The 13,527-nt window shown below is 37.3% G+C and carries 11 protein-coding genes; all 11 read right to left on the reverse strand.

Translation table 11 applies throughout. From position 1 onward, the window contains the following. Positions 1 to 2 precede the first annotated feature (2 nt). The 11 genes from LGQ02_RS15520 to LGQ02_RS15570 all read right to left on the reverse strand — a co-directional run bounded on the left by LGQ02_RS15520 (position 3) and on the right by LGQ02_RS15570 (position 12,798). A complete protein-coding gene (locus LGQ02_RS15520) occupies positions 3 to 1,412 on the reverse strand; it encodes a replication initiation and membrane attachment family protein (protein WP_226515252.1) in 1,410 nt (469 codons plus the stop codon). A 126-nt stretch (positions 1,413 to 1,538) separates the two neighbouring features. Continuing rightward, complete coding sequence (gene nrdR, locus LGQ02_RS15525; RefSeq protein ID WP_226515253.1) at positions 1,539 to 2,012, reverse strand: transcriptional regulator NrdR; 474 nt, start codon at positions 2,010 to 2,012, stop codon at positions 1,539 to 1,541. Positions 2,013 to 2,086: 74 nt separating this feature from the next. Continuing rightward, positions 2,087 to 2,497, reverse strand: a complete 411-nt coding sequence (locus tag LGQ02_RS15530) for a DUF1499 domain-containing protein (RefSeq protein WP_226515254.1) — start codon at positions 2,495 to 2,497, stop codon at positions 2,087 to 2,089. A 127-nt stretch (positions 2,498 to 2,624) separates the two neighbouring features. Then, complete coding sequence (speD, locus tag LGQ02_RS15535; protein ID WP_226515255.1) at positions 2,625 to 3,017, reverse strand: adenosylmethionine decarboxylase; 393 nt, start codon at positions 3,015 to 3,017, stop codon at positions 2,625 to 2,627. Positions 3,018 to 3,397: 380 nt separating this feature from the next. Next, positions 3,398 to 4,426: a glyceraldehyde-3-phosphate dehydrogenase gene (locus LGQ02_RS15540; protein WP_226515256.1), complete on the reverse strand. Its 1,029-nt coding sequence runs from the start codon at positions 4,424 to 4,426 to the stop codon at positions 3,398 to 3,400. 229 nt (positions 4,427 to 4,655) lie between these two features. Then, positions 4,656 to 5,252 carry a dephospho-CoA kinase gene (gene coaE, locus LGQ02_RS15545; protein WP_319003473.1) on the reverse strand — a complete coding sequence of 199 codons (597 nt, stop codon included), beginning with the start codon at positions 5,250 to 5,252 and terminating at the stop codon, positions 4,656 to 4,658. A 54-nt stretch (positions 5,253 to 5,306) separates the two neighbouring features. Further along, complete coding sequence (gene ytaF, locus LGQ02_RS15550) at positions 5,307 to 6,017, reverse strand: sporulation membrane protein YtaF (protein WP_226515257.1); 711 nt, start codon at positions 6,015 to 6,017, stop codon at positions 5,307 to 5,309. 54 nt (positions 6,018 to 6,071) lie between these two features. Continuing rightward, entirely contained in the window at positions 6,072 to 6,908 is an 837-nt protein-coding gene (gene mutM, locus LGQ02_RS15555) for a DNA-formamidopyrimidine glycosylase (protein WP_226515258.1), read from the reverse strand. Positions 6,909 to 6,943: 35 nt separating this feature from the next. Continuing rightward, positions 6,944 to 9,568 (reverse strand): DNA polymerase I, encoded by a 2,625-nt coding sequence (polA, locus tag LGQ02_RS15560; protein ID WP_226515259.1) that lies wholly within the window; start codon positions 9,566 to 9,568, stop codon positions 6,944 to 6,946. Between the two features lie 756 nt (positions 9,569 to 10,324). Beyond that, positions 10,325 to 12,082, reverse strand: a complete 1,758-nt coding sequence (pnpS, locus tag LGQ02_RS15565; protein ID WP_226515260.1) for a two-component system histidine kinase PnpS — start codon at positions 12,080 to 12,082, stop codon at positions 10,325 to 10,327. After that, positions 12,079 to 12,798, reverse strand: coding sequence for a response regulator transcription factor (locus LGQ02_RS15570; RefSeq protein ID WP_226515261.1), 720 nt, complete (start codon positions 12,796 to 12,798; stop codon positions 12,079 to 12,081). Before LGQ02_RS15570 ends, pnpS begins: the two co-directional genes overlap by 4 nt. Positions 12,799 to 13,527: the final 729 nt, after the last annotated feature.

Raw genomic sequence — 13,527 nt, forward strand, 5'->3', positions numbered from 1 at the left:
CTTTATCCCTCCCCTCGTTTCTTTTTCCTAAGCATTTCTTTATATTCAGCGGCTTTCTTTTTCGCTTCCATTAGTTCATCAGGTGATTCTTTTTCTTTATTCCAATTCTCATCTGTCATCCATTTTGGCAACGGTTCAGTCCGTACAGCATTTGAATATGATTTTTTTACAGATTGTTTTGGATCTTGTGTTTTGTTTTGCTTAAAATCTGTCCGTTTTTGATGCTCTTTTTTCGCAAGCTCCATCGCTTGTTCAACTGTTTCGATTTTTTTTCGACTCCAGTGACTTGCTATTTTAAATGCTAACGGCTTTGAAATCTTCTTATCATTAACAAGGGTAATGTATTCGAGCAACACATTGACGACTCCTGGTTCGAGCTTATACTCAAACATCAGCCGCTCAATCATGTCCAGCTCTCCCTCGTACACTTTTGCACCACCACTTAATTCTTCTAGATATTCCATTGGGGATGTCGTCTCAAAGTATAAAATCTGTTTCTCTTTAGCAGTTTTTGGCGGCGTTTTTTGGCTTCTCAAATGTTCAGGTTGCGTACGCATACCTAATTTGGGTGGTTGGTCCGCTTCTTTCATACGATAACGTCGCTTTGCTTGTTTTCGTAATTCCTCTTGGTCGAGCTCATCCGTATGGAGCATCGCATCTTGGACAACTTTGGACATTTCTTGCGGGGTAAATTTATATAAAAATGCCATTTGTTTTATAAGACGAACGATAGAGTCCTTTTGAAGCTCTGCCTTTGAGACGAAAGGCGGCATATTTGCTATAAATTCAGTGTAATTAAACTGGTGATCCTTCATTTCATACTGACTATCCATTCCGCGTCCTTCAAGGGTATCATCTTGAGAAAGTGCTTCAATCATATCTGGGTGCTGGCTGGTCATTTCAGAAGGATGAACAGATGTAAACACTTGATCAAATGACCTCGTCACAACTTCAAGTTCTTTATCTTCGATCGTTTCAATTTTAAAATAGTTTCTTATTTGAAGATACTGTTCCTTACTTCCAATGCGGTTATATAGAAAAACGCTAAGCATGTCATCATGAAAAAAAGCCTTCGCTGATAGTGGTGGGTGTAGCTCATAATAATAAATGATCTCATCTTCTCGCTTTTTACGGTACACATTGAGTAACCCTATTGCTTCTAGCTTTTTTCTCTCCTCAAAAATAACATCGAGTGACTTATCAGTAAAGATCATTAATGTTTTATGTGAGCGCTCGATCATTTTCCCTTTATTACGGTTAATTTCACTTGATAATGTCATATATAAGCTATATGCAAGCGATCCAATTAACGGCTGGTACAATAAAGTAAGAATATCTCTATCTGTTTCATGAAGCTGATCATTCATACATGCAATATAATGATCTGACGGAAGTATTTCTTTCCAATGCACTTTATGTCACCTAAATCCTTTCTAATCTTTCCATTTAAAAAGAATACGTTCGTTCCTTATATAGAAACAATTAAACAGACGCAATATAGTAAAAATGGAGCAGTTTGCTCCATTTTTCATTTTGTTCTAATTATTATTTTTTCCATTTTCACGATCTAGAAGCTCTTTTAACTCATCCACAAATACGTTAATATCTTTAAATTGACGGTAAACAGAGGCAAAGCGAACATAAGCAACGTCATCAATTTTTGCGAGGTGCTCCATAACCATTTCACCTACATCGTGGCTAGCTATTTCTGATACGCCTTGATTACGAATATCTTTTTCAACTTCTTCTACAATCGTTTCAAGCTTTTCCAATGGGACTGGACGTTTTTCACATGCTCTAATAAGTCCGCGTATCATTTTTTCACGGCTAAACTCTTCACGATTACCATCTTTTTTCACAACGATAAGCGGTGTTTGTTCAACTCTTTCGAAGGTTGTATAACGATAACCGCAAGCTTCACATTCTCTTCGTCTTCGTATTGATTTTCCTTCATCACTCGGTCGTGAATCGAGAACTCTTGTCCCATTGTGTTGACAGCTTGGGCATTTCATGTGTGATCATCTCCACTTTCTTTCATTTTAAAGAAGATATAATAAATTAAAGGAGAAATTCTTCTAGAACGTGTTTAAAAATCGGATAACTTCTCACCGAGGCCTGTCCCAACAAATGTTAATCTCTTGTTCAAATCTTTATATAAACTTTGAACCACTTTGCTGCTATAACCAAAGTCTGTAAATAAAAATGTATCTGTTGAAACTGAAAAGTCTACAGCTGTACGGAAAGGTTTAACCATAATAACTGTCCCAACAATTAAGGCTTTCTTTCCTTTATCAATACGTACGATAATTTCTCCATGTTCTTCAGATACTGAAGAAACTGTAAAACCACTTCGCTGGTTAAACATCGCTTCAACTTCTTTTAACACTTTATCTTTTGTTGATTTGTAATAGTGTGTTTGTAATTTTTCATCGTAATGCTTCTCTGATGTTTCTGTATTTGTACTAAAAATGCGTTTAAATGTTTGCATTATTCCCATTTTCCATCCCACCTTACCACTATTAAGAATAGCAAGAAATTAGCATTTGTTCAATCTTTATTAAAGGTTATTCTTTATATTATATAAAACAAAATAAAAAGGAGGTGACATTCACCTCCTGAAACGTTTATCGTTGATATGTTTTGAAAGCTTTGCTTTCGCCAACTTTTATTGGGCCGAGCCCTCTTGGTACTTCAACAACCTCAGTTGTTTTAGCATCAAGTTCTTTTGAAATATAATTTGAAGCTACATTCGGATCAATGCGGTCTCCACAAGTATAAACGTCTATACTTGCATAACCGTGTTCTGGAAAACTGTGGATCGTTAAGTGTGATTCACTAATAATAACAACCCCACTTACTCCGTGAGGGGCAAATTTATGAAAAGCCACCTCTCGCACTTCTGCTCCAGCTTCTAACGCCGCATTAACAAATAATTTCTCAATGTACTCCATGTTATTCAATTTCTCTATGTTGCATTCCCATAGTTCTGCAATGACGTGACGTCCCATGGTTTCCATAAGAAATCCCCCTTTATTTAAAATTTCATGCCTTCTAAAGCATGGAGGACATTCATTACTGGGGGAAAGTTAGTCCAAAGAGGTCCTAACCCTTACAAGAATGTTCAAAAAGCAAAAACAATAACCCCTTAATGTTCTTCTTTTTAAACACACTCTTTGCGTAATGATCCCGTTTGCTTTTTAATTGAAGTTCACGGAAAATAGTATACTTCGTTTACTATGGATTTGCAATCACTTTTTTTTAAAACGGTTGAGCTCGCGACCTCCGTTAGTTCTTATCGTTTACTCGATGTACTTCACCTATTCGATACGAACTTCAAAAATTATTGGTAACAAACTTAAAAACCCGCCGTTTGGCGAGTTTTTAAGGATAAAGACATTTAAGAAGCTCTTACTTCAGATTTATTCTTTAAACTTTTCGCCACCATTTGAACTAAATCAACAACTCTGCAAGAATATCCCCACTCATTGTCATACCATGCTAACACTTTCACTTGACGATCATTCATTACCATCGTTGATAATCCATCAATAATTGAAGAATTTTCATTTCCATTAAAGTCTGTTGAGACAAGTGGTTCTTCTGTATAGCTAAGAATGCCATTTAATTCATTTTCACTTGCTTTTTTCATAGCAAGGTTCACTTCTTCAGCTGTAACATCAACTTCTAAATCAACAACAAGGTCAACTAAGGATACATTTGGTGTAGGAACTCGTAATGCCATACCATTCATCTTTCCTTCAAGCTGTGGTAACACTTTAGAAAGGGCTTTTGCTGCACCTGTTGTTGTTGGAATAATCGATTGACCACATGCTCTTGCACGTCTTAAGTCTTTATGAGGATTATCAATATTCTTTTGGTCATTTGTATATGAATGAACCGTTGTCATCATTCCTGAAACGATTCCAAATTTTTCATCTAGAACTTTTGCAACTGGTGCTAAACAGTTTGTTGTACATGAAGCGTTAGAGAGGATGTCATGTTTCTTCGCGTCATATTGTTCATCATTTACACCGACAACAACAGTAATGTCTTCATTTTTTCCAGGTGCAGTGATAACAACTTTTTTCGCCCCTGCCTCTATATGCAAAGATGCTGATTCTTTCGTTTTAAACTTCCCAGTTGCTTCAACGACAATATCAATACCAAGTTCTTCCCATGGTAATTGAAGTGGATCTCTAGAGGAAAGTAAATGAATTTTCTTTCCGTTTACCACTAAATGATCTTCATTTGCTTCGACCTCTCCGAAAAACGGACCATGGACTGTATCATATTTAATTAAATGAGCTAACGCTTCAGCTGGATAGCTTGCATTTATAGCAATTACGTCAAGCTCTGGGTTCGTAACCGCCTTTCTAAAAACCATTCGTCCAATTCTCCCAAAACCATTAATCGCAACCTTCGACATGAGAAATACCCCTTCCATCTATTTGTGTTATACTTATTTACCCTTATCTGCCATTTAGTATAACATATAATATGCAAAGGAAGGTAATTTTTCTAAACTTTTTTGTAGTTTAATGAATCATTTTCATGATTAAAAAAACCTAATCAAAACTTGGCTTATCGCTAAAGAGATCTTTGCAATAAAAAAGGTTGTCCAAAAAGATGCTTTGCACCTCCTTGAACAACCTTCTTTAAAGCTTCACATTCCATTGATTCAAGATATTCGTTAACTGTTGTTTCGTTTTGTCTAGCGTTTTATCATTATAGATTATTGCATCTGCGTGACTTTTTTTCTCATCTATCGGTAATTGGGATTGAATACGGCTCTTAGCATCTTCCGTTCCCGCTTGATCCCTTGCCACTAATCGTTCTAGCTGTATATCTTGATGTACATATACGAGTAAAATTTTATCAACCATATGATGCAATTCACTTTCAATTAAAAGAGGTATATCCATTACTACTGATTGGTAACCTTCGTAAAAGTATTTATTCGCTTGCATCTTCATTTCTGCCCTTACAGCAGGGTGAACAATCGCATTTAACGCTGACCTTTTACTTTCATCATTAAAAATAATCGCACCTAATTTCTTACGATCAATGGTCCGATCTTCTCGTAGAATGACTTCACCAAAAGTTTGAATAATTTCTTCATGTGCCTTGGCTCCTGGTTCTACAACTTGACGAGCAATTTGGTCAGCATCAATAATAGGTAAACCCATCTTTTCCATCATGTTCGCAACTGTTGATTTTCCTGTCGCAATTCCACCTGTTAAACCGATAATCATCTTGATCAGTACTCCTTTGGACAGTTCGTAAAAAGTACTGAGAAAGTCCCTAGGCTATAGTCTCCATAGGCCAAGGACAATGAGCAATAACCCAGGGATAAAAGTAAATTTTTTTACCCACTTCGCTTCTGAAAATAACCAGCCACTTTTCATACCTAGAGTCACAAACAAACCACACATAACACCAACACTTATTGCCATTACAAATGGTGAAAAACCAATTAATGCCGCACCAATTCCTGCACCAAATGCATCAAGTGACAAGGCAATACCTAAAAGGAAAGCTTCTCTTCCAGTAATCGTGCCAGAGTTATCTAAATCAGCTACCATAGGCTTTCGCAGTACTTTAATAACAATTCCTAATTTTTTTAGTTCTATGTTAACAAGTGTGTCTCTTTCTTTCTTCGTTTTCTTATCATTTTTTGCCGGACGATAAATTTGATATATTGCCCATGCACCAATTCCAATAAGGATGATACCGCCAATTGATTCTGCATGAGACGGTGAGATAAAGTTTAGAAGAAAGTTGCCTACAAGCATTGCTAAAAGAATCGATAAAGCAGAGCAACTAGCAATAAAAAGAAGAGAAAGAAACGGCATCTTCATTCTTCTCAAACCGTATGTCAGTCCTACACCGAAGCTATCCATGCTAACTGCGAAGGCGAGGAGTAATAATGAAGCGTACTCAACCATCGGCATAAGCTCCTTCCTACCGTTGATACGATAGTATATGGCATGAGCCCATCCAATGTACTTGAAAATCATGAAAGATCATTAACTTTTTTTCGAACATCTTCCTCCCTCTATAGCAATAGAGGTTTAATTATCAATTAATGGTTGACATTTAAGACAAGTGTGAGTTCCTCTTCCACCGACAACGGTTCTAGAAATTTCTGATCCACAATGTTTGCAAGGTTCTCCGGTACGTCCATAAACATATAGCGTTTGTTGGAACATCCCCATTTCACCTTGACCATTAACGTACGTTTTTATTGAAGATCCTCCCATGTCAATCGCTTCTTTTAATGTCGCTTTAATAGCAGGATAAATTCTTTCAACTTCTTCATCTGTCAGTTTATGACTTATTTTTTCAGGGTGGACATTTGCCCGAAATAACGCTTCATCGACATAAATATTCCCTAAGCCTACTACACCCGTTTGATCTAACAAAGCTGTCTTGACTTTCCGAGTCGTTCGCTTTAAAAATTGCGCTAAATATGCTTTAGTAAACTCTTCCGAAAATGGTTCAACCCCTAATTGAGAGAGAGGAAGGTGATTCTCTTCATCCCCTTTTGAAAACAAGTGCATTGTACCAAACTTCCGAACATCGCTGTAACGAAGTTCTTTGCCGTTATCAAGTAAAAAACGAACATGAGTATGTTTATCAATGTCATCCGATGATTCAAATAATCCGTAGCGCCCTTCCATTCTTAAATGTGAAACGAGAGCATGATCATCCAATTCAAAAACGAGGAACTTCCCCCTCCGTCTAATGGAATGGAACGTTTGTCCAATAAGCTCCACCCGAAAATGTTCCACATCATCAGGCTGCTTTACCATTTTCGGCCAAGTAACAACGACATTTTTAATTTCTTCACCGGTAATGAGTTGCTCTAACGTACGTCTTACTGTTTCAACCTCTGGTAATTCAGGCATTCTCTTACACCCTCTTAGATTAAACTGTTCTATTCTTATTTCGCGTCGTACCAAGTCTCACCATAGGAATAGTCTACGGTTAACGGGACATCTATTTTAATTGCATTTTCCATCACTTTTGGCACGAGCTCTTTCATCTGTTCTAATTCTTCTTCAACCACTTCAAAAATTAATTCGTCATGTACTTGAAGTAGTAAGCGGGATTTCATATTTTTCTTTTCCATTTCTTCTGCCATGTCGACCATGGCTTTTTTTATAATATCTGCAGCTGTACCTTGGATCGGAGTATTCATTGCTGTTCTCTCTGCAAAACTACGTTGATTAAAGTTACGGCTTGTAATTTCAGGTAAGTAACGACGACGGTTTAGCATTGTCGTAACAAATCCTTTTTCCCTTGCCGTTTCCACAACTTGATCCATATAGTCTTTAACACCCGGGTAACTATCAAAATAACGGTCAATAAACGTCTTTGCTTCTTTTCTTGTAATATTTAAGTTTTGTGATAGTCCATAGTCACTAATCCCATATACAATCCCAAAGTTAACAGCTTTTGCAGTTCTTCTCATTTGATCGGTTACTTCATCTGCTTCGACATTGAAAACATCAGATGCTGTTTTCGTATGGACGTCCATATTTTCAAGAAAAGCTTGTTTTAAATTTTCATCTTGTGAAATATGAGCTAGTACGCGTAACTCGATTTGCGAATAATCGGCTGCAAAAATGACAGCATTTTTTTCTTCAGGGACAAACGCATGTCGAATCTTTCGCCCTTCCTCTAAACGGATCGGAATGTTTTGTAAGTTCGGTTCAGTTGAACTTAATCGACCGGTTTGTGTAATTGCTTGGTTAAAGATCGTATGAATTTTATCTGTCTTTTTGTGAATGACTTTCAGTAAACCTTCAATATAAGTTGAGTTTAGTTTCCCTAATTGTCGGTAATATAAGATCTTCTCGATAATTTCATGCTGGTCGGCAAGCTTTTCTAACACATCAGCGGATGTCGAATAACCTGTTTTCGTTTTCTTGATGACTGGGAGCTCAAGCTTGTCAAATAAAATTTCACCAAGTTGCTTAGGCGAGTTAATGTTAAACGTTGTGCCAGCCAATTCATGAATCTCTTTTTCCATTTTACTGAGCTTCTCCGCTAAGTTCTCACCCATTTCTTTTAATTCATCAGCATCAATTGCTACCCCGTTCATTTCCATGCGACCGAGAATGACAGAGAGTGGCATCTCCAGTTCACTAAAAAGAGCATCTTGTTCATTTTCTTTTAACTCTTCTCCTAAAGATTCTTTCAACTCATATATTGCAGAAGCTTTTCTACCTAAATGTTGTGCTAGCTCTTCTTCTGCTGGGATTTGGCGCTTTTTCCCTTTTCCATAAACTGCTTCATCATGTTGAACAGAGATGCTGTTTTTGCGTTGAGAAATGTCTGAGAGCTCATGTGAACCTGAAGCTGGGTCAATTAAATAAGATGCTATTTGAACATCAAAATCGACACCTTCAAGTATGATCCCTTGCCAACCTAGTGCAACAACGGCTCTTTTCGCATCAAAAATATATTTCTTTTTCGTATCATCTGCAGCCCATGTTTTGAACATCTCACTTTGAAGTGCTACTTCCGTTGGGATAAAGAAACGTCCAGATTCATTAACCACAGAAATTCCGATAATATCAGCTTGATGATAGTTTTCATCCAAAACTTCAACGACCATCGCTGATGTGCTTGTAAACATGTCGCCTTTCAATTCATTAGCGATAGTTACTTCTAAATCAGCCATTTCTTCTACTTCAACTTCACCATGATCAAATCGGTTTAATAAAGAAGAAAACTCTAGCTCTTTAAAAAGCGAGATCAGTTCTTCTTGATGAGGTTCACCAACATTCATATCGTCAAAAGATACATCGACAGGAGCACTTGTTTCAATTGTAGCGAGTTTCTTACTCATCATAGCTTGATCTTCATTTGCTTCAAGCTTTTCTTTTAACTTTTTCCCTGAAACATCATCTAAGGATTCATATACACCTTCGACCGTTTCAAACTGTTTAAGTAGCTTAAGTGCAGTTTTCTCACCAACACCTGGAACACCTGGGATATTATCCGAGCTATCGCCCATGAGTCCTTTCATATCAATGATTTGATTTGGGGTGATTCCATATTTTTCATCAATCATATCCAGATCATATGTATCTACATTCGTAATTCCTTTTCTCGTTAACGCAACATGCACGTTATTTGAAACGAGCTGAAGAAGGTCTTTATCTCCACTGTATACTTTCACATTCCAATCTTTTTCTGACGCATTTTTCGCTAGCGTCCCGATAATATCATCTGCTTCATAATTTTCTACTTCGTAGTAGGAAATATTGAAGGCTTTTAACAAGTCGCGCATAAGCGGAAGTTGTTCAGCGAGTTCTGGCGGTGTCTTTTCTCGTTTTCCTTTATATTCTTTGAAAGTTTCATGACGAAACGTCGTTTTTCCTGCATCAAATGCTACTAGCATATGTGATGGCTTTTCATCTTCTAATATTTTTAAAATCATCGTCGTAAAACCGTACACTGCGTTTGTGTAAACCCCTTTTTCGTTATTTAAGAGAGGTAACGCAAAAAAAGCACGGTAGGCAACACTATTTCCATCTACTAAGACGAGTTTACTCACGTCAAAACACCTCGTTCATTTATGATATAACTTTTATTTTATCATGAAAGACTCCCAACTCAAACGCAAGCACTTACACCCTATCCAGAAAATAAGTTTATGAGTATTCCTCTTGCTCAGAATGATCGGTTGTTACTTTGAGAATACAGTTCTAGGTATGTTGATGCGCTCTGCACGAACTCGCTTTCACCTCTGGGCACAAGTGCGACATCCGCTCTAGCTTCGTTGCACTTGCTTTCGCGGTGTCTACTTTGCCGCGGGTAACACTTCAGCCTCCTCGGTAAAAACGCCTGCGGGGTCTTCAGTCGTTGCTTTTCCCGCAGGAGTCCCATTCGCTCCGACCTCATCAACCTTCTTTATAACTGTGGGTTATAATCTATTCTGAGCTAATGAACTACTCATTAATAATTTTAATACTTATTCATTCTTTTTTACCTTTTAACTAAAAATGCGACATAATAAAGTTTGAACTCATCTTTTTGCTTCATGTACATTTTTTTCTCATAAGATTCTAACTCCAAAATTTTTACCACGAACCATCTTTATTTCTCTACATAAAAAAAAAGAACGAAAGCTCAGGGGAGGCTTCCATTCTAAATTGTTTGGGCCGTGCAAGTATCAAGTAGATTACACGGCCCCAACAGTTCACACTATATACGTTAGCATACTAGTGTAAACATCATATAAATATCATGTAAAGAATGTGTAAATTTCTTTTCATAATTGATTGGATGATTTTTTTTATTAAATGGTGCACTATTTTTGAAACGCGATTTTAAATGTCGTCCCTTTTCCTACTTCACTTTCAACCGTCATTGTTGCTTTATGTGCTTCAACTAAATGTTTTACGATTGCTAGTCCTAAGCCTGTACCACCAGAGTTGCGGCTTCTCGCACGATCAACACGATAAAAGCGTTCAAAAATACGTGGTAGCTCTTTTTTACTAATGCCAATACCTGTATCTTCTACTTCTAGCAAGATCGTTTCTACTCCTTCTCTTAGCCGAACGGTAATTGAGCCACCTTCTGGTGTATACATAATCGCATTATTAATTAAATTTATGAGGATTTGTTTCAAACGATGTGGATCCCCATTCAAAATAACATCTCCTGAAATTTCTTTCTTTAACGTCATGTTCTTTTTATCTGCTTTTTCTATTAGAATCATGTAAACCTCATCTACTAACACGTTCATATTATTTTGTTGCCAATTTAATTCAAATTGCTCCCCTTCAATTTTTGACAGTTCTAAAAGGTCGTAGATTAACATTTCTAACCGCTCTGATTCATTGGCAATAATCGTTAAAAATTTGTCTCTTATTTCTTCATCATTGACCGCACCTGCAAGGAGCGTCTCAGTAAATCCTTTTAATGATGTAACAGGAGTTTTAAGCTCATGAGAAACATTTGCGACAAAATCTTTTCTCGCTTTTTCTAATTTCTTTAGGTCGGTAATATCATGAAAAACTAGGACGATGCCATTCAACTTTAAATCATTACCAATGATTGGGGCACCGTACACATCGAAATGGCGGATCTCTATCCCGATTGGAAGATTAATCTGTTTATGCTGGGACTTTTCGGTAAGAAAGATTTCTTGAATAATCTTATTCACTTGTTTATGTTTGATGACCTTATAATAAAGCTTGTTTAACCAATTCTCTGTAGCTTCTTGAAAAATATCATTACAAGATCGATTAATCAGAGTGATATCTCCCTTAGTATCAATTAAAAGGAGTCCACTTCCCATATTTTCAATTAATGTTTCAAGCCGCTCTTGCTGAACTTGATGAGTTTTGGTTATCTCACTTAAACTTTTTGCTAAGACATTAAGTGAACGGTTTAATTGTCCAGTCTCATCAATAGATCCTTCATACGTCCGTGCAGTATAGTCACCTTCAGCGAGTTTATTTGCTACCCTCCTCGCATCTTCGATTGGTGTAATCATCTGGTTTGCAAGTTTTGATGTTAAAACGACGATAATAATAAATGCAATAAAGAAACTGACTAATATGATCGTCCATATATTTTGATAAACATCGTTCAGTTCTTCAATAGCCATTCCTATTCTTAAATAACCTACTGTTTCACCATTTTGTATGACTGGCATTGCGTAAAAAAGTAATTCCCCACCTACCGTCGTGCTATATCTAATTTCATGACCCGAACCTTCTTGAGAGGCATCAATAATCTCTGGTCGGTGGGCATGGTTTTCCATTTCTGTTTTGTCTCCCACAGATTCTGCTAAAACTACACCATCTGGGTCAATGATTGTCATCCGTACACCCAAACGGTCTGCCATCGTTTCATTAAATAGTTGAAGATCATCCATGTTTGTAAATGACATCGTCTCCAAATGGTATGACACAACAGAAGCTTCTTTAGCGACTCTATCACTCATTCTTTCATAATAAAACTCTTTTAATAGCGGTCCTAAAACAGCACCTAATGCAGCTAATACAACTAGTATTATTAGTGCAAGCGGAAAAATTAGCCGTGTGCGATAACTGCTCATTCTTTTACCGGCTCCTCTAGCTTATACCCTAAACCGCGAACGGTCTTTATATAAACTGGCTTTTTCGTATTTGGTTCTATCTTTTCTCGCAAATGGCTAATATGTACATCAACGATACGAGTATCCCCAACAAATTCATAATTCCAAACCGCATTTAACAATTGATCCCTCGTTAATACTCTGCCTTTATGATTAATTAAATATAGTAATAGTTCAAATTCCTTTGGGGTTAAGTCTAATGATTTTCCTGATAAAAACACCTCATAATTTTCAGGATGGACTTCAACATCACCAATTGTTATTTTTTCTGTTTCTTTTATATGAGAAGCCTTCTGCTCTCCTTGGTAAGGTTGTGAACGTCTTAAGATCGCCCTTACTCGTGCGACAACTTCCCTAGGGCTAAATGGCTTTGTTAAATAATCATCTGCCCCTAGTTCAAGCCCTAACACTTTGTCAAATTCGTCATCTTTTGCTGTCAGCATCAAAATTGGGGTCAATATTTTGTTTTGCCTGAGCTGCTTACACACTTCAAGTCCATCAATTTCTGGAAGCATTAAATCTAAAACAATTAAATCAAATGATTCGTTCATTGCCTTTTGCAACGCTGTTCTTCCATCCATTGCAGTTACAACTTCAAATCCACCTTGTTCTAGGTTATATTGAAGTAATGTAACAATAGACTCTTCATCATCGACAATTAATAACTTTTGTGACAATTGACTTCCTCCTAAGTGCTCTGACCCCCTGATTAATCTGTCAAAGCTTATATTAAGATTATCTATTTTTTGTGAACTGTTCATTTTTATCTTACTATACTTACACTTAAACACAAAGAATTGACCGTTCACTCAAACTAAAAAAACTCGGCGATTGCCAAGCCTTTAAATACAGTCCCCTTATTAGATTGAGATTTTTCACATTTTATTTTCTTATATGAATCAATTTCATAACTCAAAATAAGGTGCGAAATTCCGAATGATGAGCGTGAACTCCACTTCAGACGGACGCTTTCCCGAGGGCTTGTCTTCAGCTAACTTAGGCTCGAAAATCCTTCGCCTAAATGGATCTTCAGACTGCGCTGTTCCTCCGGTAGTCGCCGTCTTTTGTTACGTTCACTTCTAAGGAAAACTTGGCTTTTCGTTAAGTCTTAATAAGGAACTTCGGCTAAAGTCGATCACGTCCTGTGATCAACACCGAAGCCTCCACCTCCTGTGGAAGTAAGCCTTAGTTGCCACAAGCCCAACTCCTATGATTAAACGTCGAGTTGCGACGAGTAACCGCAGGAGCAACGAGCAACGGCTTCTTCGAAATCCCTTTGAGCTGCGACGAGCAAGCGTAGCGGCGCAGGAGCACCAAGCAACGGCTTCCTCGACATTACTCCGATCTGCGACGAGTAACCGCAGGAGCACTTATCTATCGACCATAAATTAATAAATTCTGATAGT

Origin of the sequence: Bacillus shivajii (assembly GCF_020519665.1) — a bacterium.
GTDB lineage: Bacteria > Bacillota > Bacilli > Bacillales > Salisediminibacteriaceae > Bacillus_CA > Bacillus_CA shivajii.

What these genes read in the sequence shown, in the direction of transcription:
- LGQ02_RS15530 (WP_226515254.1), bottom strand. Translation starts at nt 2,497, where the DNA reads ATGGGAATAATGCAAACATTTAAACGCATTTTTAGTACAAATACAGAA.
- coaE (WP_319003473.1), bottom strand. Translation starts at nt 5,252, where the DNA reads ATGATTATCGGTTTAACAGGTGGAATTGCGACAGGAAAATCAACAGTT.
- mutM (WP_226515258.1), bottom strand. Translation starts at nt 6,908, where the DNA reads ATGCCTGAATTACCAGAGGTTGAAACAGTAAGACGTACGTTAGAGCAA.
- ytaF (WP_226515257.1), bottom strand. Translation starts at nt 6,017, where the DNA reads ATGATTTTCAAGTACATTGGATGGGCTCATGCCATATACTATCGTATC.
- pnpS (WP_226515260.1), bottom strand. Translation starts at nt 12,082, where the DNA reads ATGAGCAGTTATCGCACACGGCTAATTTTTCCGCTTGCACTAATAATA.
- speD (WP_226515255.1), bottom strand. Translation starts at nt 3,017, where the DNA reads ATGGAAACCATGGGACGTCACGTCATTGCAGAACTATGGGAATGCAAC.
- nrdR (WP_226515253.1), bottom strand. Translation starts at nt 2,012, where the DNA reads ATGAAATGCCCAAGCTGTCAACACAATGGGACAAGAGTTCTCGATTCA.
- LGQ02_RS15540 (WP_226515256.1), bottom strand. Translation starts at nt 4,426, where the DNA reads ATGTCGAAGGTTGCGATTAATGGTTTTGGGAGAATTGGACGAATGGTT.